General features: G+C 39.3%; 17 protein-coding genes. 7 read left to right on the top strand and 10 right to left on the bottom strand.

Features of this window, described 5'->3' with window-relative positions:
• Positions 1 to 202 precede the first annotated feature (202 nt).
• Entirely contained in the window at positions 203 to 1,843 is a 1,641-nt protein-coding gene (locus FHG08_RS10620) for an alpha-glucosidase family protein (RefSeq protein WP_178955941.1), read from the top strand.
• A 59-nt stretch (positions 1,844 to 1,902) separates the two neighbouring features.
• Here the strand turns inward: FHG08_RS10620 and FHG08_RS10615 are convergent, their stop codons facing one another.
• A complete protein-coding gene (locus FHG08_RS10615) occupies positions 1,903 to 2,457 on the bottom strand; it encodes a TIGR00645 family protein (protein ID WP_138604863.1) in 555 nt (184 codons plus the stop codon).
• A gap of 243 nt (positions 2,458 to 2,700) precedes the next feature.
• Here FHG08_RS10615 and FHG08_RS10610 point away from each other — a divergent pair, with 243 nt between their 5' ends.
• Positions 2,701 to 2,943 carry a hypothetical protein gene (locus tag FHG08_RS10610; protein WP_178955939.1) on the top strand — a complete coding sequence of 81 codons (243 nt, stop codon included), beginning with the start codon at positions 2,701 to 2,703 and terminating at the stop codon, positions 2,941 to 2,943.
• Positions 2,944 to 3,107: 164 nt separating this feature from the next.
• Here the strand turns inward: FHG08_RS10610 and topA are convergent, their stop codons facing one another.
• Positions 3,108 to 5,816 (bottom strand): type I DNA topoisomerase, encoded by a 2,709-nt coding sequence (gene topA, locus FHG08_RS10605; protein WP_013464804.1) that lies wholly within the window; start codon positions 5,814 to 5,816, stop codon positions 3,108 to 3,110.
• Positions 5,817 to 6,069: 253 nt separating this feature from the next.
• Positions 6,070 to 8,769, bottom strand: coding sequence for an Ig-like domain-containing protein (locus FHG08_RS10600; protein WP_178955937.1), 2,700 nt, complete (start codon positions 8,767 to 8,769; stop codon positions 6,070 to 6,072).
• A 186-nt stretch (positions 8,770 to 8,955) separates the two neighbouring features.
• Here FHG08_RS10600 and FHG08_RS10595 point away from each other — a divergent pair, with 186 nt between their 5' ends.
• Positions 8,956 to 10,287, top strand: a complete 1,332-nt coding sequence (locus FHG08_RS10595; RefSeq protein ID WP_178955935.1) for a dicarboxylate/amino acid:cation symporter — start codon at positions 8,956 to 8,958, stop codon at positions 10,285 to 10,287.
• 84 nt (positions 10,288 to 10,371) lie between these two features.
• On the opposite strand, the gene sohB is transcribed toward FHG08_RS10595, so the two are convergent.
• Positions 10,372 to 11,388: a protease SohB gene (gene sohB / locus FHG08_RS10590; RefSeq protein ID WP_138604868.1), complete on the bottom strand. Its 1,017-nt coding sequence runs from the start codon at positions 11,386 to 11,388 to the stop codon at positions 10,372 to 10,374.
• A gap of 100 nt (positions 11,389 to 11,488) precedes the next feature.
• The gene (locus tag FHG08_RS10585; protein WP_178955933.1) at positions 11,489 to 13,924 is read right to left on the bottom strand and encodes a VolA/Pla-1 family phospholipase; all 2,436 of its coding nucleotides are present in this window, start codon (positions 13,922 to 13,924) and stop codon (positions 11,489 to 11,491) included.
• Between the two features lie 207 nt (positions 13,925 to 14,131).
• On the opposite strand from FHG08_RS10585, the gene FHG08_RS10580 reads away from it, so the two are divergent.
• Positions 14,132 to 14,878, top strand: a complete 747-nt coding sequence (locus FHG08_RS10580; protein WP_178955931.1) for a YciK family oxidoreductase — start codon at positions 14,132 to 14,134, stop codon at positions 14,876 to 14,878.
• Between the two features lie 65 nt (positions 14,879 to 14,943).
• On the opposite strand, the gene rluB is transcribed toward FHG08_RS10580, so the two are convergent.
• The 4 genes from rluB to FHG08_RS10560 all read right to left on the bottom strand — a co-directional run bounded on the left by rluB (position 14,944) and on the right by FHG08_RS10560 (position 17,707).
• Positions 14,944 to 15,813, bottom strand: coding sequence for a 23S rRNA pseudouridine(2605) synthase RluB (gene rluB / locus FHG08_RS10575; RefSeq protein WP_008110001.1), 870 nt, complete (start codon positions 15,811 to 15,813; stop codon positions 14,944 to 14,946).
• Complete coding sequence (gene scpB, locus FHG08_RS10570; protein WP_138604871.1) at positions 15,810 to 16,400, bottom strand: SMC-Scp complex subunit ScpB; 591 nt, start codon at positions 16,398 to 16,400, stop codon at positions 15,810 to 15,812. Before scpB ends, rluB begins: the two co-directional genes overlap by 4 nt.
• Before the next feature lie 151 nt (positions 16,401 to 16,551).
• A complete protein-coding gene (locus FHG08_RS10565) occupies positions 16,552 to 17,073 on the bottom strand; it encodes an EF-hand domain-containing protein (protein ID WP_138604872.1) in 522 nt (173 codons plus the stop codon).
• A gap of 202 nt (positions 17,074 to 17,275) precedes the next feature.
• Complete coding sequence (locus FHG08_RS10560; protein ID WP_138604873.1) at positions 17,276 to 17,707, bottom strand: exonuclease III; 432 nt, start codon at positions 17,705 to 17,707, stop codon at positions 17,276 to 17,278.
• 242 nt (positions 17,708 to 17,949) lie between these two features.
• Between FHG08_RS10560 and xthA the strand changes: the two genes are divergently transcribed.
• From xthA to rlmA, 3 genes are read left to right on the top strand one after another with little or no spacing between them, the layout of a single operon-like run.
• Positions 17,950 to 18,756 carry an exodeoxyribonuclease III gene (gene xthA, locus FHG08_RS10555; protein WP_178955929.1) on the top strand — a complete coding sequence of 269 codons (807 nt, stop codon included), beginning with the start codon at positions 17,950 to 17,952 and terminating at the stop codon, positions 18,754 to 18,756.
• Positions 18,757 to 18,761: 5 nt separating this feature from the next.
• A complete protein-coding gene (locus FHG08_RS10550) occupies positions 18,762 to 19,409 on the top strand; it encodes an energy-coupling factor ABC transporter permease (RefSeq protein WP_178955927.1) in 648 nt (215 codons plus the stop codon).
• A complete protein-coding gene (gene rlmA, locus FHG08_RS10545; RefSeq protein ID WP_178955925.1) occupies positions 19,406 to 20,209 on the top strand; it encodes a 23S rRNA (guanine(745)-N(1))-methyltransferase in 804 nt (267 codons plus the stop codon). The genes FHG08_RS10550 and rlmA overlap by 4 nt, the downstream gene beginning before the upstream one ends.
• Here the strand turns inward: rlmA and yfbV are convergent.
• Entirely contained in the window at positions 20,193 to 20,639 is a 447-nt protein-coding gene (yfbV, locus tag FHG08_RS10540; RefSeq protein WP_138604877.1) for a terminus macrodomain insulation protein YfbV, read from the bottom strand. The genes rlmA and yfbV overlap by 17 nt on opposite strands.
• Positions 20,640 to 20,856 lie beyond the last annotated feature (217 nt).

The following is a 20,856-nucleotide window of genomic DNA, read 5'->3' as shown; positions in this document are numbered from 1 at the left end:
GGTAAAGTAAAATAAGAATAATCCACGGCCCAAAACGCTTGCCTTAATGATTTGTACATCTTGTTTTAATGCCTTGAAATAGGTGCATACGTATGCAGGATTTTTACAGCATGACAGGCTTCAAGTATGCTTTTTAAAATAAACGAGGATTATTACCTCTAAAAAAGAACAACACAAAGACAGTGTGAAAACGGAGAAAAGCATGGCCCAAAAGCAATGGTATAAAGGTGCGGTTATTTATCAGGTTTATCCGCGTAGCTTTCAAGATAGCAACAACGATGGCATTGGTGATTTAAAAGGAATAATAAATCGTATTGATTACATTAAAAGCTTAGGGGTAGATGCTATTTGGATCTCACCTTTCTTTAAATCGCCTATGAAAGATTTTGGTTATGATATTAGTGACTACCGTGATATTGACCCGCTTTTTGGTAATTTAGCTGATTTTGATGAGTTAATTGCACAAGCACATCAACGCGACATTAAAATTATTATTGACCAAGTGCTAAGCCACACCTCAGATCAACATCAATGGTTTATTGATAGCCGTGAAGACTTATCTAACGATAAAGCCGACTGGTATGTATGGGCCGATGCTAAAGAAGATGGCACAGCACCTAATAATTGGTTGTCTATTTTTGGTGGTGGTGCATGGCAATGGGAGCCGCGTCGTGGACAATACTACTTGCATAACTTTTTTACTGAACAGCCTGATCTTAACTTTCATAACCCCGATGTTCGCCAAGCCGTTCTAGATAATGTTGAATTCTGGCTTAAAAAGGGCGTGGATGGCTTTAGGTTAGACGCAATTAACTTTTGCTACCATGACGCTTTGCTTCGTGATAACCCAGCTAAACCAAAAGAAAAACGTCAAGGCCGTGGCTTTAGCGAAGATAATCCGTATGCATTTCAGTACCATTACTACAATAATACCCAGCCTGAAAACATAGAGTTTATGCGTGATATTCGAACTTTACTCAACAAGTACCCTGGTACCGTATCACTGGGTGAAATTTCATCTGAAGATTCATTAGCCACAATGGCAGAATACACCCAAGGTGGCGATAAACTGCACATGGGTTACAGCTTTGAGCTATTAACGGATGATTACTCGAGCGAGTATATAAGAAACACCGTTACTACACTTGAGCAATGCATGACTGAAGGCTGGCCTTGCTGGGCATTTAGCAACCATGACGTAGAACGTGTTGCTAGCCGTTGGAGTGAAACGGGAGAGGTACACCCAGCGCAATGTAAAATGTTGACCGCCCTACTCGCTTCACTTCGTGGCAGCGTGTGTATGTATCAAGGTGAAGAACTCGGACTCGGTGAAGCCAGCGTTGCGTTTGAAGATTTACAAGACCCGTACGGCATAACTTTTTGGCCAAACTTTAAAGGTCGTGATGGCTGTCGTACCCCAATGCCTTGGGAGAACCTAGATAACTCACAAAGCAATGCACACAATGCAGGATTTAGTGAGGTAAAACCGTGGTTACCTGTTGATCAACAACACAGGCTACAAGCAGTTGCTGAACAAGAGAATGATGTAAACTCAATATTAAACGCGTACCGTGAATTTATGGCCTGGCGTAAAAACCAGCCAGTATTACTTGAAGGTGATATTGAGTTTATACAAACCGCCGAGCCAATTTTGGCGTTTTACCGCACATTAAACGAAGAAAAGATGTTGTGTGTATTCAATTTAAGCGGGGCAAAAGCAGAGCTTGTTATTGATGTTAGTGTTGAAAAAGAACATAACACGCTTTCTCATTACAACGCGCAGCTTAATAATAAAACACTGACCGTTGAGCCATTTGGTAGTTATTACGCCAACTGCAATTAGTATTTACATTATTACAAATAAAAAACCCGAGCATTGCTCGGGTTTTTTATAGCAAATTTTTAGTGGTTAATTGTTTTACTATTTAAATAATCAGTAAAAGCAAATAGTACACCTGATACCACAAACGTAACGTGTATTAGCACTTTCCAGAGTAGTTCATCATTAGAATGAGAGGCAGAGCTTATAAATACCTTAAGCAGCTCAACAGCTGAAATAGCCACGATTGCACTGATCAGCTTCATTTTCAAACCAGAAAACCCGACCTTGCCCATCCATACTGGGCGGTCTTCATGATTTTCGATATTAAGCTTAGAGACAAAGTTTTCGTAGCCGCTAAAAATAATAATCAACAGCAACCCTGCTAACAAAGCAGTATCAACTAACGTTAATATACCAACCAACAACTCTTGATTACTAGCAGTAAACGTCGCTATCCCCATCAAATATAGCTGTTTAAAAAACTTTATAAGTAATAAAACCACAGCAAATAATAAGCCGACAAAAAATGGGGCAAGTAACCAGCGTCCTTTAAATATAAACGACTCAAGCGCATGCTCTACTTTATGAACAGGATGTATTTTTTTATTTGTATTATTTGTGTGAGGCTCTGACATAGGGGCACCTAAAAATTAAAACGCGACATTAGCTCAAATCTAGCTGTAACACAATCACTTAAAATAAAAGATAGGTACACAATATGCTTATCCTGACGATAAAAATATTTCGTTTTCCTTTGTGATAATTGTGATTAAAAATCAACTTACCAACAGAGATGTTCTGGCTTGGTTACACTTGTTTTATGCATGCATTATTTGAATGCATAATTCGATTGTTACTCCATTTTTAGGAATAAGAAAATGAATAAAGCATTACTCGCGTTAATCGTTGCACCATTTTTCGTTTTATCAGCTGCAAATGCAGTTACAAGCGATACTACAGACGCTTCAGCCGAAACGATTCAAGAGTTCACAGAAATGTGTATTAGCTGGGCTAAAGAAGACGACGTAAGCGATGAAGCAATTTATAACTATGTTTTAAAGTGTGTGAATGATGAACTAACATCTGAAGGCTATAACAAAGTCACTGCTGTTAAGATTTAATGAATAATTGAGCAGTTCAAACCTAAATTGGTTACATTTTAACTCTGTAAAATAAAAAGTCAGATTAAAAATGCCATTGCGATAGGTTTGATAATGCAAAAAAAACCGGAACTGTCACAGGCTGTGCGTTCCGGGTTTTTATTATTAAAGCGATGAATAATTAATTATTCATCATCTTTTTTTGGTTTGGCTTTAGCTTTACTTTTAGCTGGCGCTTTTTTAGCTGCAGCTTTCTTTTTAGGCGCAGCTTTTTTCTTAGCCTCTTCTACCCATTTACCACCCTCGTAATGGGCCGTCCAACCAGTTGCTTTACCATCAACTTCAGTCATCACATATTGGACTTTGTTTTTACGACTGTAACGCACAACAGCAAGGTTGCCATCAGGATCTTTGGCTGGTGCATCAGCTAGGTAGTAAAACTTAGGCGAAATACGATCTCTAAAGCGTTGTAACTCTTCTACTTTAGGAGCACGTGTTTCTCGTGATTTAGGGAACGTATTTGCAGCTAAGAAAATACCAGCCGCGCCATCACGTAATACAAAATACGCTTCAGACTTTTCACATTCTAATTCAGGGATATGAACTGGATCTTCTTTTGGTGGCGCAGCTTCACCATTTTTTAACAACTTACGTGTATTTTTACATTCATCGTTGTTACAACCAAAATACTTACCAAATCGGCCTGATTTTAATTCCATATCAGCGCCACATTTATCACATTCGATAATAGGGCCGTCGTAGCCTTTAATTTTAAAGGTACCCTCTTCAACAACATGCCCCTGACATGCTGGGTTATTACCACACACATGCAATTTACGGGTTTCATCGATAAGGTATGAATCCATCGCTGTTTCACAAATAGGACAGCGCTTCATTTGCATTAATGTTTCTGTTTCAACGTCTTCAACATCAGCTGCAACCGCTTCATCACCCGACACTAAATTCATAGTGGTAGTACAGCGCTCTTTAGGTGGCAGGTTATAACCTGTACAGCCTAAGAATACGCCCGTTGAAGCAGTACGAATGCCCATTTTTCTGCCACAGGTTGGACAGTCAATATCGGTTTCTACCATTTGATTAAGACGCATCCCGCCTTCATCTGGTTCGCCTTTAGCAATGTTTAACTGGGTTGAGAAATCAGCATAAAACTTATCGAGAACTTGCGTCCAAACACGCTCGCCTTCGGCGATATCATCTAAACGACCTTCCATTTTAGCGGTAAAGTCAAAGTTCATTAAATCTGTAAAGTTTTCAACTAGGCGATCGGTAACAATTTCACCCATTTTTTCAGCAAAAAAGCGACGATTTTCAACTCGTACATAACCACGGTCTTGTATTGTCGAAATAATAGACGCGTAAGTTGAAGGACGGCCAATGCCACGTTTTTCAAGTTCTTTAACTAAGCTCGCTTCACTAAAACGTGCTGGCGGCTTGGTAAAATGCTGCTTAGGATCAAGCTCAACTAAGGTGAGAACTTCACCTTGCTTAACAGCAGGAAGTGATTGATCTTCTTCGTTCTTTTTACGCACTGCTGGCTGTACTTTTGTCCAACCATCAAAGCGAAGCACACGGCCTTTTGCCTTTAATGTGAAATCATTGGCGGCAACGGTTAATGTGGTTAAGTCGTATTCAGCAGGCACCATTTGACAAGCCACGAACTGACGCCAGATAAGCTCATAAAGCTTTTTAGCATCGGCATCAACACCTTCAACATGCCCTGAAAGTACCGATACGCTAGAAGGACGAATCGCTTCGTGCGCCTCTTGCGCATTGCCTTTTGAGCTATAGTTAATTGGATCAGCAGGTAAATATTTTGCACCAAACTCATTGGTCACATACTCACGACACATCTCAACCGCATCTTTTGATAGATTAGTTGAATCGGTACGCATATAGGTAATATAACCACCTTCATATAGGCGCTGCGCAAGCATCATGGTCTTTTTAACGCCATAACCGAGTCGAGTACTGGCGGCTTGTTGCATGGTTGAAGTAATAAATGGCGCACTTGGGCGACTCTTACTTGGTTTTTCTTCAACGCTTACAACTTTATATTCGGCATTCTCAAGGCTTTTAACTGCTGCTGTAGCTTGTGCCTCATTTACAGGCTTAAATGGCTTGTCTGCTTGTTTAGTGACTTCTAAACGTAAGTCTGACTCGCTATTTTTAACGTCTGCATGAATATCCCAGAACTCTTCAGGAATAAACGCTTTAATTTCACGTTCGCGTTCTACCAATAAACGCACTGCAACAGATTGAACTCGTCCTGCAGATAAACCTCGTGCAACTTTGGCCCACAATAATGGCGAGACCATAAAACCAACCACACGGTCTAGGAAACGACGAGTCTGCTGTGCAAAAACCATATCGGTGTTCAATTCACCCGGAGTTTCAAACGCTTGTTGTATTGCATTTTTAGTGATTTCGTTAAACACGACGCGTTTATACTTTTCAGGTTCGCCACCAATGATTTCTTGAAGATGCCAAGCAATTGCTTCCCCTTCTCTATCCAAATCCGTTGCGAGATAGATTTGATCAGCATTTTGGGCAAGCTTTTGTAATTCTTGAACAACCTTTTCTTTACCCGGTAATACTTCGTAATGTGGCTCCCACCCTTTTTCGGGATCAATGCCCATACGCGCGACTAAGTTAGAATAGTCACGTTGCTGTTTATACGCTGCTTTCTCATCAGGTGGCATTTTACGAACCTCAGCAGGTGTCTTGCTTGCTGGTACTTTGTTTTTGCCTGATCCTGATGTAGGTAAATCTCGTACGTGCCCAATACTGGACTTAACGATAAAATCATTACCTAAGTATTTATTAATTGTTTTAGCCTTAGCAGGTGACTCTACAATTACTAGCGATTTGCCCATAGTTGCCTATTTCTAACCTAGTTTTTTAAATGTGTTTAGCCGACTCATGCGGCGCGAATATTTATAGGTATATCTACAAACACTAGTTCTTACAAGCTTTTAATACAAACTTTTCAGTATTTACTGAATAAACAAACAATTTCTGTTGTTAATTTAAACAAACCAGCGTTTTTTGAATAATTGATGTGGAATATATAGAATAGAAACAAAAATGCCAACCTTATTGGTTGGCATTTTTTATGCTTTACATATTTTAAACCTTAGGTTCGTCTAAAATCGACATCACGGTATATTGTGTTTTCACACCACCAGGCGTTTCAAACTCAATGTATAAAAACCCAGAATCAACATCATTTGGCTCAGCCTCTTTAGTAATATTAACTGAGACAGAGATTGGCGTTTTTTGTGCAGTATTAACCACGGTGTAATCTGTTAACCCTCTTAATACACCATTGTCGGCAGTAACGCTCACTGTAGTACCCGCAGGTAGTGGATTATTATGAATGTCACTGAAGAAAATAGTCACTGAAATCGCGCTGTAAGGTGTTGAATTGCTAATATCAATAAGGTTTATGTCGCACATACCTGCCATATCAGAAGCTTCTAAGCGAATACCATCGCTTAAACTACAGTTATTTAAAGCCGTTACAGCTCTAATGTAAGGTGTACTACCTGACATAACTAACTCTGAACGAGCGCGCACATTAACTGTTTCACGGGTACATGCATTTGCAGCTAGGGCTTCATCACTACATAGTAAGCCATTGTATATACCATCACCACTGTCATACTGGCCATTATCTTGTGCACCTGAGCGTTCCACATACCACTCATCTTCACCACCATTAGAATCCACAGGATTTGTTGGGGCTGGTAAATTCCCATCAAACACCCCATTTTCATTAAAATCTATAAAGGCTTCAGGTAAATCTTGTAAAGTTGAGTCAAACTCGTTTTGATTAAATTCACCGTTGGCAGATACATCATTAAATGACTCTTCACCCACAGAATAAGCAAGTAAGCTAACACGCCCACCAAGTGGATAATCAATTGGCGCGTTATTAGGCGCATCAGTTAGCGCAATTGGATCGCCATTGCTATCTAAATAATTAATTAAGTTACCATTTGCGTCGAGTTGTGATTCTCTGATACCTAAAGTACAAGGTGCAGATTGTCCAAAATAACGGTCGCATTTATCTGCAACAGAATTATTGTAAATGCTGTAATGGTATGGAATTGGGTTTTGACTACGCCACTGCGCTTTACACAAACCGTCTATGGTGCGACAAAGTAATAAAGGTGTAAATTGTTCATCATCAATAGTGCCAACTGCACCACCTTCACTGGCAATATAAATTGCCGTGTTATCTGGTACAAAATTATTAAAATGATCGGCTGCAAATACGGTTAAGTCTGTAGTCACCCCAGCTTCGTTTAATGACTCGGTATTAAAGGTTTGCACTGCAAGCGTGAAACTATCCTGATCTGGAACACCAGTCGTAATAGTAATGTCATTAGAGACAATAGAGATCACACTATTTTGTGAGGTATCGCTACTGTCAATCTGATGTGAGGCAATCACAGATAAAATACCAGCAGCTTTTCCTGAGCGAACGTTTACAGTCACTAAACCTTCATTGTTAGTAAATTGAAATGCGCTATCTAATAGAGCACCACCTGGGTTTTGTGAAAGTGCAAAATCAATTTGCTTTTGACCCACTGGATTTCCATTTACATCTAAGAGCTTAAAGGTGAGCTCTGAATTTTCAGTCAAGGTTTGACCGCCCGCTCCTTTAATAGCTAATACTTGATTAGTCACCCCCATAAACGCAATTGAACCTGTTTGAGCCGCAGCTACATTGATGTTTATGGTTTTTGTTGCAACATTACCACCTGTAACTACGGTCGCGGTAATCGTATCTATACCATTACAGCCATCAGCTTTGTATGTTGCACTTGCCGTACCACCGATACTCGTTACCACATTATCGATAGTGGCTCTGGGGGTAGATTCTTCTGCGCAAGCAGAAGTAAATTGCACTTCCAGCGGGGTAGTAAATACATTATTACTACCGTCTACAATCTGAGCCGTAATAATCGTGGTAGAGCCGGCAGATAGTACATCACCGGTAGCAATACCTGCGCTTAGATTTACATTTACTTGAACAGCGTTAATTTCAAATAAAGCACTCGCAACTCCGCCCTGTGCGGTTAATTCAACTTGGCCAACACCTGAGCTACTGCCTGGCAATAAATTCAAAATAGCCACACCAAACGCATCAGTTTTAGCCGTTAAGCTTTCAGGTAATAAAATGCCTAGCGTGGTTGTCGCTTGAACTAACACATTGCTGGCTGGCGTATTACTACCAGGTTTTGTGATTTTTGCATAAACAATCGCTTGCTGACCCAGTAAATTACTATTTTGCGAACAATCTGATGGATCAAGTTCAAAAGAATCTCTATCTATATTTAACCAACTATCAGGACAGTTTTGTAAGATTTTAATGTCAATATTTGCAGCATCGTCGTTAGATTGCGGCTCGTCACCGGCGGTATAAAAACCGAGCTTGCTTGTTGAGCCTTCGTAGCTTGCAACAATGGTTCCTGCTCCTTCAACACTGCCTGCACTGAGCTCTATAGTTGCAACACCACTTGTATTTGTTAATGCGCTTGCTGTAGCAGGTATGAAAGAACCAAGTGTTGTAGTAAAACTAACTTCTTGACGAACAACGGGTTGTCCATCACTGTCAGTTACAGTCGCAACGACCTCAAGCGGATTGTTAGCGGTAACGATACGATCTTCAAAATTAAGTTCAACTTGGGTATCTAGTACGGCATTGTCGCCTCCAGTATCCCCACCAACGGTTCCTGTCTTCTCAAGTGAGCCACCACCGCCACAAGCGATGAGTAATGAGCTGAGCAATATAATGCTAAGCAAACGGGTTAAAGGCATATGTTTCTCCAATGCGCTATTACTAAGTTAAACTTATTTACTTAATGTTAACCTATAACTTAGTCTAAAATCTCAGTTTTTTACTTCTTTTTGCGATAAAAATTTTTAAAAAAGTTGACGTTTTTTCTGTAAAAAAAATTACATGCTGTTAGTCTATGCCAAATTTATAAAAAATAGATTGGAAATATGTCTAAAATCCGTTCGATGAGTTTAACTACTCGCATCATGATTGGTATGGTTCTTGGTGTTGCAGTAGGCTTTATATTTCAGGCTATATTAGCTGGTGAAGACGATTACCTAATCCCTCTTGGGTTATTCTCTTTGCCAATTAAAGCCTTTTTTGTTGATGGCCTTTTCCATGTAGGTGGACAAATATTTATAGCTAGCTTAAAAATGCTAGTTGTTCCCCTCGTCTTTGTGTCGCTTGTGTGCGGTACTTGTAGTTTAAGCGATCCTAAAAAATTAGGTCGTTTAGGTGGAAAATCGATTAGTCTATATTTGGTTACCACAGCGATCGCAATCACAGTAGCAATTTCACTGGCGTTACTATTTAACCCAGGTGAAGGGATTGGGCTACCTTCGCAAGCAAGCTACGACGCAAAAGAAGCGCCTACTTTAGCTCGCGTTATTATTGATATGTTCCCAACCAATCCATTTGAAGCAATGGCCAAAGGAAATATGCTACAAGTTATTGTGTTTGCTTTATTATTTGGTATTGCAATGGCACTTAGCGGTAAAGCAGGCAAACGTGTAGCAACAGTATTTGAAGACTTGAACACCGTTATCTTAAAACTAGTTACTTTATTAATGAATATTGCTCCTTACGGCGTATTTTTCTTAATGGCTAAGTTATTTACTACCATCGAACTTAACTTAATTGTGAGCTTAGCTAAGTACTTTGGCGTGGTTGTTTTAGCCCTGTTATTACATGCATTCGTAAACTACACTCTTCTGCTAAAAATACTTACAGGCCTAAACCCGCTTACTTTCTTAGCTAAAATGAAACACACCTGTTTATTTGCTTTTAGTACCTCAAGTTCCAGCGCAACTATGCCTATCACCCTTGAGACTGCAACGAAGAAGCTAGGGGCTAATAACTCTGTCGCTTCATTTACTATACCTTTAGGCGCAACCATTAATATGGATGGCACTGCAATTATGCAAGGTGTGGCTACGGTATTTATTGCTCAAGTATTTAGTGTTGATTTAACTATTTCTGATTACTTAATGGTAATACTAACAGCAACGCTTGCCTCGGTTGGCACAGCGGGTGTTCCTGGCGTTGGTTTAATTATGCTGGCCATGGTACTTAACCAAGTAGGCCTACCGGTTGAAGGAATCGCAATTATAATAGGTGTTGATAGACTACTTGATATGACCCGAACCGCAGTAAATGTAACAGGCGACTGTATGGTAACCTGTGTTGTGGCTAAAAGTGAGGGTGAACTAGATGAAAGTATTTTCAACGACCCTAATGCAGCTAAAGATTTAGAAGACTATCACAAATCAATTGATTAACAGCTTCTATCTTAAGTTATAAAAAAAGCCTTGCTACTTCATTAAGTAACAAGGCTTTTTTATTATGTATAAGCTATGAAATTATTAAGGGTTTAACGCCTTAAATTTTGACATTAAACTCACTCCTGCCTTATTCACACCATGGCTGAGCCCTATTGCAAGCTTATCACTTAGCCCTTTTTTAATTTTATATTGCACCTTGTATATTTGATGCTGATGCTGCTGCTCTAGTAAGGCATCATCACTGGTTTTAATGGTATCAACTAAGCCTTTTTCAATCGCTTGGGTTGCAAACCAATGTTCACCCGTTGCCACTAAGTCCATATTCAAACTGGGACGCTGTGTGCTCACAAAGGTTTTAAATAACACATGGGTTTGCTCTATCTCTTCGCGAAATTTTTCACGGGCTTTATCGGTATTTTCACCAAAAAGTGTTAGCGTACGTTTAAATTCGCCCGCCGTAATTTGTTCAAAATCAACATCATTTTTCTTCAAGATTTTATTAAAGTTTGGAATTTGTGCAATCACACCAATAGAGCCAACAATTGCAAACGGCGCGGCAATAATATGATCTGCCACACAGGCCATCATGTAGCCACCACTAGCAGCAACTTTGTCTATTGATACGGTTAACTCAATACCAGCTGACTTAAAACGTTGTAGTTGTGATGCAGCTAACCCGTAGCCATGTACCACGCCACCACCACTTTCAAGACGAACTAGCACTTTATCTTTTTTAGGGTCCGCGATTGAAATAATCGCAGTCACTTCTTCGCGCAAACTTTCTACTTCATGCGCATCCATACTACCATTAAAATCAATAACGTAGAGTCGTGATTTAGGCTCATCTTTTTCAGCTTTTTTTTGCTCTAGTTTTTGTTGCTTTTGATAGGCTTTTAACTCTTTTTTACCTAGCGTATTATTTAAAAAACTTTCTTTTATATTGGTAAGTTGCTCCGATAAATCATCAATTTCAATCTCACCTTTTTTTGCTTTTGGCTTAACAGCCGAGCTTACAATTAAGGTTAAAATGACAGCGATAGCAATAACAAAGGTAATGGTTTTAGCAAAAAACAAACCGTACTCGTATAAAAATTCCAACTGTATTCTCCGTTTATAAATTTCAGTCAATTTAGCATGCTTTAAAGCAAAAAAAAGCCACTTAACAGTGGCTTTTTAGACTTAATTGAGTGGTTGGCTACTAATTAGTCACAATATCAGTATCTGATACAGATAATAAACGTCCACGTGATACTAGGTAAGTTGCAATTTGCAATTGCATTTCTGCATTTGCTGCTGCGCTACCCGCTACTGTAGTCGACTGTCTTTCATCTTGCGCCGGTGTTAACACAGAGCCATGATGACCTGTGTTAAATTTAACTAAATAGCTAGAGCCCATCTCTGTTGGCGCTTGAGTTGTACTCACCGTTTCTAACCCCATAAAGTTAGCTAGAGGAACAGTACCTGCAATTGGATTGCTGGCAGTCATCGGCGGAATAACTTGGTCTGGCTTGTTATTCTCTGTGCCATCACCTACCACAACATTCATGTAAACAGGTGTTTCTAGTGCTTTAACCGTTGCAGCATAGTTAGTAGGATCGCCACTATCTAATGCTGTTTGTGCTGCAAATACAAACTGCGTCATTACGCCCTTTATATTAGCTAGTTTATCAGTTTCACCCGCCATAGTTAGCGATGCTGCAAACTCATTAAAGCCACAGCTCAAGAAGTCCTGCATGTCTGGTAACAAAGCACCACAGTTTGATAAAGCATCAGCGTTTAAGAATGCATTAAACTCATCAGCTTCAGCAGTTCCTGCTTGAGAAAGCACAGAACCTTGAATAAATGGTCCAAATGCTGCTGATTCTAACAAGAAGCTAGCAATACCACCGCCGCCGCTTGCTAATGCTACAGCGTTAACCTTAAATAATGGATCTACTTGTTCGGCTAATGGGCTATTCGTTTGTGCAATAAATGCAGGTGCTACAATTGAGCCTAGTGAATGGCCAATGTAAGATACATCAGTAGAATTTAGTGAACTGTCACCACTGAAATTTAAGCCTAAACGTAGACCAAGTAAGTCAGCACTTGACTGGCGTAAACTATCTCTGGCGACCAGTAAAGAGCTCAAGTTCATGTAGCTAAGTACAGAGCCTGTTGTTGCGTTAAAATCATCGTTACCGTCTACATCAACATCTACACCACGCTCACCATGACGAGGATGATCAATTGCAACTGTGGCAAAACCCTGTAATGAAAGCTGCGCTGTTAGTGTCAACATGCTTTCTTTTTGCGTGGTAATACCATGTTGCATAATAACTACAGGCCAACCACCTGCTGGCATAGCAGTAAATGGCTCTAAACCTAAACCTGAACGGTATGCATTAACAACCGGTAAAATTGGCTTGGTAATTTGTACTGGCACATTCGCCATGCTTTGCATTTTAGGAAGTGAGTTATATTTAGTTAAGTGTTTAGTGCTATCAAGCCCTAAATCACGAAGCTGTCCATCACTCAAAGCAGCACACATCGCATCGTTAGTGCTAATGGGATCGGTTGGGAACGCTTCACCAGCTTGCGCTTTGTAACCTAAAATAGCAACGGCACTGTCACACATACCTTGCCAGTAAGTATCATTTAGATCACTGATCTCTTTACCCGTAGGTGTACCTAAATACATAGGTAGCTGGATGCTGCCTTTTTGATATTGTGCAACTTGGAATATATCGGGCACGGTAACACCCTGCAATGCAAAAGCTTGTTGTACGTTAGCCATTGGCTGAGTTGGAATTTGCAACGCAGGAGTTGGAATTGTTGGCTCTGTTAGGCTTGCTGCTAAAACCTTTTTAATCGTGCCAAGCACTGGTCCTGCTGATTGCATTGTCATGGCAGCAGAAAAAATAATATCGTCTTTGGTAATATCACCAGAGCTAACCACTACGTTTTCGTAGCTATTAACAGCCCCTTGCAGCGCAAGTTGTGATGGCGTTACTAAAGGCGCTTCTTGTTTAACAGTGGCATAAGTTGAAGATGGTTCAATCGAGCGACCTTCTGAATCTTTCAGTCCAGTCGTTAACACATTAATGTATGAACTACCGGCTTTAAAAGGCTTAAGTGGGACAATAGCTACTGCGTCACCAGAAGCTTGGGTTACAAAGTCCACGCCAAAGGTCAATTCGCCTACTAATTTACATGCTGCACCGGCTGGTGCTTGCGAACATTCGGCATCAGTTAGGCTTGCACCCATGATAACTTCAAAAATACGTACAGAGCCTGGTGAAGCTGCAGACGTTTCATCAAGGCTAATGCCCGGTGGAAAGGTTAGATCAATTTTGAATGGCACTTGAGTAGACCAGCCATCAAGTGCTCCTATTGCTAGTTGCGGATCTGCATAGGCAGTTCTAGGGATAGAAACATTTTCGCTATTTAACTCCCCTGGAATATTTATAGTACCATCGAGGGTGCCACTCATTAATAAATCATTAGGAACCGAAATAACACCATTTGCAGGGTCAAATTTTACCGTCGCTTTAGGAATAACTGTAACTGAATTTTTTTTAACATCTTCTAACGTTTCTCCGCCGCCACAGCCTGCTAATGCAGCTGCAACTGAGAGCGAGAGTAGCATTTTTTTCATAGTGTTCTCCGCACAAATCTTATTTTTATAGTGTGTTTATAGTCAGTGTAATTAAGTTAATTTAATGTAGCTAGTATATTAATGAGACATTAGACCAGTTAAATCTAACTTAAAGTTTCTGGTTTCGCCACCTAAATTTGCAATAAATTCGATTACTTGTCGATTTGCTATGTTAAAATCAATAAAAATTTAAACATTGGTACTTTTATGCATACCTATCAAGCAACTGAAAACGCACTTAAAGACAAAATAATTTTGATCACAGGCGCAGGTGATGGGATTGGCCGTGTCGCAGCTATTACCTATGCAAAACATGGTGCAACCGTTATTTTATTAGGAAAAACAACTAATAAATTAGAATGTGTGTATGACGAAATCATTAATGCTGGCTACCCGCAGCCCGCTATTGTGCCTATGGATATAAAAGGTGCAACTAAACAAAACTATCGTGATTTAGCTGCAACTATCGAGAGCCAATTTGGCCGCTTAGATGGACTATTAAATAACGCAGGTATTTTAGGTACTTTAGGGCCGTTAGAACATTTTTGTTCATCAACATTTGAAAATGTGATGAAAGTAAACGTCACCGCACAAGCGATGATCACTAAAGCGCTATTCCCTGTAATGCGAAAGTCAAAGAGTGCATCTGTAGTATTTACTTCTTCGGGTGTGGGTCGCAAAGGAAGAGAGTTTTGGGGACCATATGCAATTTCTAAATTTGCAGTAGAAGGTATGATGCAGACATGGGCGTGTGAAGTTGAAAAAACGCCAATCCGTGTAAACTGTATCAACCCAGGTGCAACCCGTACGTCAATGCGTGCAAGCGCATTCCCGGGCGAAGATCGAGATTTACTCGCGACACCTGAAGATCTAATGCCAACTTATCTGTACTTAATGAGCGATGACTCAAAAGATATCAATGGCCAATCGTTAGACGCACAAGTTAAAAAATAATATTTAGTTTTAAACGTAAAAAAGCCGCTATAAAAAGCGGCTTTATTGTTTTTTTAGTAGCGTAATTACTTACGTTTAGTCGGTTTTACACGTTGATTGTGCTTTTTAACCGCCTTACGAATTTGATTTATTTTAGCGCGCTTATCTTTACGTTTTTCAGGGATAACCGACAGCTTAGTTTGCGTTTCTTTACCAAGTTTAACTGTTTTACGTAAGTAGTTAACTGTGTCTAAATCGTACTCAATCCAACCACCTTGTGGTACACGCTTATCAAGCTCTAATTTACCGTAGCGTATACGAATTAGGCGTGATACTTCCACATCTTGTGATTGCCATAGACGACGAACTTCGCGATTACGACCTTCATTAAGTGTTACGTTGTACCAGCGGTTAATTCCTTCACCGCCCATAGGCTTTATGCCGGTAAATTTAGCCGGACCATCTTCAAGCTCTACACCGCGAAGTAAGTTTTTCATCGTTTCGTCAGTCACTTCACCAAATACACGAGCGGAGTATTCGCGCTCAACTTCGTAACTCGGGTGCATTAAGCGATTCGCTAATTCACCGTCATTGGTAAAAAGCATTAGCCCTGACGTATTCACATCTAATCGCCCTACCGCTATCCAGCGGTCACCATCAATACGGGGTAAACGATCAAATACAGTTCTACGCCCTTCAGGATCTTTACGGGTGCTTAGTTCACCTTCAGGCTTGTTATACATAATCACACGACAAATTCTGTCAGCTTTTTCTTCAATTTTAACAGTGTGACCGTCCACACGAATTAAATCGGTTTCTTCAACCCTGTCACCTAATTTCGCCACTTTACCATTTACACTCACGCGGTTAGCGTCGATGTATTTTTCCATTTCACGGCGTGAACCTACCCCTGCACGGGCTAGGACTTTTTGTAACTTTTCACCTTGTATACTCATTTGGATGGTTCTCTCACAGAAGGATCACTTAATAACTGGGTAATTTTACTTTGCTGTTGCTCTGGCAATGCGGGTAAATCATGAAGTCCCGTTATCGAAAAATAATCTAAAAATTGTTTAGTCGTTGCATAAAGTGCCGGTTTACCGGGTACTTCTTTATGCCCAACTACTTTAACCCACTCTCTTTCAAGCAGAGTTTTAATAATATTTGAGCCAGTTGCTACACCCCGTACTTGCTCAATTTCACCACGGGTAATGGGTTGCTTATAGGCAATTAGCGACAGGGTTTCGAGTAAAGCTCTCGAGTACTTAGGCGCACGTTCTTGCCATAAATTACTCAACCATGGGCTTAAACTACTGCACGCTTGAAAACGATAGCCACTCCCTACCTCAACTAAACGTATTCCACGCGTCTGATAGTGAATTTGAATGGCCTCTACAGCATCATTAATGCGCGCCATAGAAATTGCTAAGTCGTTTAAAACCGTGTCCTTAAGATGACGTTTTGATACGGGCTTGTCTGCCACGAAAATCGCCGCTTCAATGATTTCAATTAATTGTTCATCACTAATTCGCCGACCAACCATAATCACTCTAAAGTTAATAAAAACACACAGCCATCTATTATGACAGAACAACGGCAAACTAGGAAAACATATTAATAAAATAACATTTAATAGGTATAAAAAAGCCAGTGAAAAACACTGGCTTGGTATCAAGTGTATTTAATAATGTAATTTAGCTATTTTTGAATTGCTCAAGTGCATCGTCTTCTGCAACAGAATCACCATGCTTTTGGATATAGCTATTAAACTCATTTTTACTTACTCGTTTATCTTTATTGCTGTCCATGTAGCCAAAGTGATTTGAAATATCATCATCGTCAGCTTCAGTAACTGAAATAAAGCCGTTGCTGTCATTATCTAAGCTTTTAAAGTCATTTTCTATTTTATCAAACTTCGCAATATCAGCCTTAAATGCAGACTCACTTACTTCACTATCAGTTGCAACTTTACCAGCATTTAGCTGCATATAAGCATCATATTCAGTACGACTTATTTGATTATCTATATTTGTATCTATATTTGAAAAGTGTTGCCAAATACTATCATCGTCAGCTTCAGTTTTTGAGATAAAACCATCGCTATCGTTATCTAAGCTTGCAAAATCACTGTCGATTTTTTCTAGACCCTGATTTGAAGAACATGCAGCTAAGCTCAATGCGGCTAAAATAGTAGAAGCTATCGTTAATTTTTTCATAAGACGTATCCTTGTAAATTAATAAATTTCAATTTAAATAATACAAATACGATGCCAGAATTATAATTCAATAAAAACAATAACTTAAAAACAACACTCTTGTGCAGCGATATTCGACAATGCAATTTTTGCAAACTACTGTGGTAATTTTTGCAAAAAAAAGCTCGGTAAGAACCGAGCTGTTTATATCAAATACGGCAATTTAGATTGCAGCGTCTTGGTAACGCTTTACAAAATCAGTTACGTTTTGGCCATTACACTTTAATGTGTTTAAGTTACCAATTTGCTTACGTACTGGTTGTAAGCCTTGCTTTAATGCAGTCATACATAACTGTGTTTCTTGATGTGAATCTTTTGCAAATACTTCAACTTTAGATGAAGCAACTTGAACCGCTGATTCTTTTTTAGCTATATCTCGGATATCTTGACCATTACATAGGATACTTTTTGAATAACGCGATAAGTACATACCATGCTTTGCAGCCATTTTACGTGCAGCTGAAAAACCTTCATTGGCGCTTACTACACACAAGTTAGACTCTAATTTGTTGTCTTTGCTAAAGTATGTATTGCTTTGTGCAGAAGCAGTAACAGAAACAAAAAGAGAGGCAGCTAAAAGTAATTGAGTTTTCATCAGGGGTAGTCCTATTTGAACGAGTTAAACAAACGATTTCTGCGCATTATATAGACAACTTTTAACATATCAATTGAATATTTTATTTATTTTGTTATTTAATAATGCATTTACAATGTTTAAACATTAAGCAGTAATTGAGCAACAATTGTGCAGTTATTTTCTCATTTCAGTCATGTTATGTCGCTCTAAATGCTGATACAATTTAGCTAACAATGAAAATAAGTTTGAAGGTTAACTTTATGAAAGTGATTTCTTTTAATATCAATGGCCTGCGCGCTCGTCTACACCAGTTACAAGCTATTATTGATAAACATCAACCAGATATTATCGGTCTTCAAGAGATCAAGGTACACGATGAAGCGTTTCCGCTAGATGATGTACAAAAGATGGGTTACCACGTTTATTTTCATGGGCAAAAAGCCCATTACGGTGTGGCAATGTTATGCAAAAAAGAGCCTAAATCGGTATTAAAAGGCTTCTCTACTGACACCGATGAGTCGCAAAAGCGGATGATTAGCGTCACTGTAGAACAAGAAAATGGCCGTGACTTACATGTAATGAATGGCTATTTCCCACAAGGCGATAACATTAATCACGAAACTAAGTTCCCGTATAAACGTCAATTTTATCAAGATTTAATGACCCATCTAAATAGCCATTTCACTCCTGACCAAGATGTAATTGTTATGGGTGATATTAATATCTCCCCTACCGATTTAGATATTGGTATTGGTGAAGTAAACGCAAAACGTTGGTTAAAAACGGGTAAATGTTCATTTCAACCCGTTGAACGTGAGTGGCTTGCTACCTTATTAAATTGGGGCTTTAAAGACACCTTTAGAGAACAAAACCCAGAAATTAACGACCAATACTCCTGGTTTGACTATCGTTCAAAAGGGTTTGTTGATAATCGCGGTCTACGAATTGATGTGGTACTGGCAACGCATGACTTAGCGGCTCGTTGTATCGACACAGGCATAGATTATGAACTGCGTGCTATCGATAAACCGTCAGATCATGCGCCTATTTGGTCAGAGTTTAATTAACGATTATGTTGAGCGCGCAATTACAAGGGTTACTGTGGATTGTTGTCATCGTTATTGGCTTTTTAAGCATTAACAAATCAACATACAGTCACTTATTTAATACCCCAGCAAGACAAACAGGTGTATTTGCTTGTGCGCTGGTGCTCGCTTTATTATGGCGTATCAAGGCAGGTATTTTGCCCGGTCTCGATCTGCATATATTAGGTATAACCGCTGTAACCCTAACACTGGGGTGGCGCCTTGCTATTTTAAGTTGTGTACTCGCAACAGCGCTTTTAACTACTTTTGGACAAATAACACCTGAATTAGTCGCGTTAAAACTCATTATTAGTGCCTTTATACCGGTGTTATTAAGCTATTTAGTTTTTATTGTCTGTTATCACTATTTAGCACGGCACTTTTTTATCTATATATTTGTTTGTAGCTTTTTAACAGCAGGTGTTGTTGCCTGTATTAACATTATACTCGGTGGTGCTTTTTATTACGCAATAGGTGAATATAGTTGGCATCAGCTGAGCGAGAATTATATTTATCTAAGTCCTATTTTGGCCTTTCCTGAAGCTATGCTAAACGGTATGGCAATCACTGTACTGATCACCTATCGCCCACATTGGGTAAAAACTTTTTTTGATAAGGACTATTTAGGCTCATGAGTCTTCATTACCATTGCCCTATTTGTAAACAGCCACTAGCACTCAATGATAAAACATTACGATGCGATAATAATCACAGCTTCGATTTTGCCAAAGAAGGCTATGTAAACTTACTCCCTGTACAAAACAAAAATTCTAAACAGCCTGGCGACTCGTTGGAAATGGTACAAGCTAGGCGTTCATTTTTAGAACAAGGTTATTATGGCTTTTTACAAACGGCTTTAGCCAATATTGTTAAGCCACTTAATGCCGACATAGTGATTGATTTGGGGTGTGGTGAAGGATTTTATACTCACGCTATTGCTAACAACAGCCAGGCTAACGTATACGGTGTTGATATATCAAAGTCGGCAGTAAAATATGCGGCAAAACGTTACAAACAATGCCACTTTAGCGTTGCTTCAATTAGCCAAGCGCCTTTTGATGATCACCTTGCTGACGTTTTGGTTAGTGTATTTGCGCCTTTATTTGACAGTGAACTTGCACGCCTGGTCAAAGATAATGGTTGCTTAATTGTGGCAAGCCCAGGCCCAACTCATTTGAAAGAACTAAAAGATTATATTTATAGCAACGTAAACGAACATACCGAAATAGCAGCACCTGCGGGCTTTGAAAATACATCGCAACAATTAATCACAGAGCAGGTATCGCTTACATTTAACGATGTTAAGAACTTAATTATGATGACGCCATTTGCGTGGAAGTTTAGACCAGAACATTGGCAAGCTCTTGAGCAAAAACAAAATCATAGCGTCACCTTGTCATTTTATATTACGCAATTTACTAAAATTGCTCTTTAGTAAAAGTTTTATCCATTTTATCGAACATATCTTTTAGTAATTCGGCAAGCTCCAAATAGCGGGGCTTGTTTTTTCCCATTTGCGCGTCGTAACCGTTAGCAACCATTTTTGCAAATAACTCGTTATACCATTGCTGCATAGCAGGCTCTAATTCAGTTTGCGCACGTTTACCCAACCATAAAAGCCCTTGTAATGGCAACGAGATAAAAAACAGACTACTGGCAATCGCTTGGGGCAGAAAATCTGAGCCTAAATAATTAATCTGAAAAAACAGGGTCAGCATGGCTAATATTGGCATTACTGTGATTGCAAGCTCAGTGGCTCTGATCACTTTAAATTCTGCAAATAATGGCGCGACCTCTTTACGCATTGGCCATGTTTTAGCATAAGAACGCCCTAATTGAACTTGCGATATCACACTTTTTTGCATTAATAAATCCTCATAGTCTCGGTTTGTAACATTTCAACAAACGTAATACTTATAAAAGTGTAACACAATTATAGCTGCTTTCACTTTATCGGTAAAAATGCTTAATTTCATTAGTAAAACTCACAAAAAGCATAAATTATCGAAAGAATCTCACAAAGCTCTTTTAATAAAGTCTACTACACTTTAGTCTAGGCTTATCTAAGCCACAAAGGCTTAT

The organism is Pseudoalteromonas sp. Scap03 (assembly GCF_013393115.1).
In the GTDB taxonomy this organism is placed as follows: domain Bacteria; phylum Pseudomonadota; class Gammaproteobacteria; order Enterobacterales; family Alteromonadaceae; genus Pseudoalteromonas.
The sequence above is the reverse complement of the archived record's forward strand: the minus strand, read 5'-3'. Positions and strand labels throughout refer to the sequence as shown.

What these genes read in the sequence shown, in the direction of transcription:
- rlmA (WP_178955925.1), top strand. Translation starts at nt 19,406, where the DNA reads ATGAGTCTTCATTACCATTGCCCTATTTGTAAACAGCCACTAGCACTC.
- rluB (WP_008110001.1), bottom strand. Translation starts at nt 15,813, where the DNA reads ATGAGTATACAAGGTGAAAAGTTACAAAAAGTCCTAGCCCGTGCAGGG.
- FHG08_RS10615 (WP_138604863.1), bottom strand. Translation starts at nt 2,457, where the DNA reads ATGTCAGAGCCTCACACAAATAATACAAATAAAAAAATACATCCTGTT.
- FHG08_RS10595 (WP_178955935.1), top strand. Translation starts at nt 8,956, where the DNA reads ATGTCTAAAATCCGTTCGATGAGTTTAACTACTCGCATCATGATTGGT.
- yfbV (WP_138604877.1), bottom strand. Translation starts at nt 20,639, where the DNA reads ATGCAAAAAAGTGTGATATCGCAAGTTCAATTAGGGCGTTCTTATGCT.
- FHG08_RS10585 (WP_178955933.1), bottom strand. Translation starts at nt 13,924, where the DNA reads ATGAAAAAAATGCTACTCTCGCTCTCAGTTGCAGCTGCATTAGCAGGC.
- FHG08_RS10600 (WP_178955937.1), bottom strand. Translation starts at nt 8,769, where the DNA reads ATGCCTTTAACCCGTTTGCTTAGCATTATATTGCTCAGCTCATTACTC.
- FHG08_RS10565 (WP_138604872.1), bottom strand. Translation starts at nt 17,073, where the DNA reads ATGAAAAAATTAACGATAGCTTCTACTATTTTAGCCGCATTGAGCTTA.
- FHG08_RS10610 (WP_178955939.1), top strand. Translation starts at nt 2,701, where the DNA reads ATGAATAAAGCATTACTCGCGTTAATCGTTGCACCATTTTTCGTTTTA.
- FHG08_RS10560 (WP_138604873.1), bottom strand. Translation starts at nt 17,707, where the DNA reads ATGAAAACTCAATTACTTTTAGCTGCCTCTCTTTTTGTTTCTGTTACT.
- topA (WP_013464804.1), bottom strand. Translation starts at nt 5,816, where the DNA reads ATGGGCAAATCGCTAGTAATTGTAGAGTCACCTGCTAAGGCTAAAACA.
- FHG08_RS10580 (WP_178955931.1), top strand. Translation starts at nt 14,132, where the DNA reads ATGCATACCTATCAAGCAACTGAAAACGCACTTAAAGACAAAATAATT.
- FHG08_RS10620 (WP_178955941.1), top strand. Translation starts at nt 203, where the DNA reads ATGGCCCAAAAGCAATGGTATAAAGGTGCGGTTATTTATCAGGTTTAT.
- xthA (WP_178955929.1), top strand. Translation starts at nt 17,950, where the DNA reads ATGAAAGTGATTTCTTTTAATATCAATGGCCTGCGCGCTCGTCTACAC.
- scpB (WP_138604871.1), bottom strand. Translation starts at nt 16,400, where the DNA reads ATGGTTGGTCGGCGAATTAGTGATGAACAATTAATTGAAATCATTGAA.
- FHG08_RS10550 (WP_178955927.1), top strand. Translation starts at nt 18,762, where the DNA reads ATGTTGAGCGCGCAATTACAAGGGTTACTGTGGATTGTTGTCATCGTT.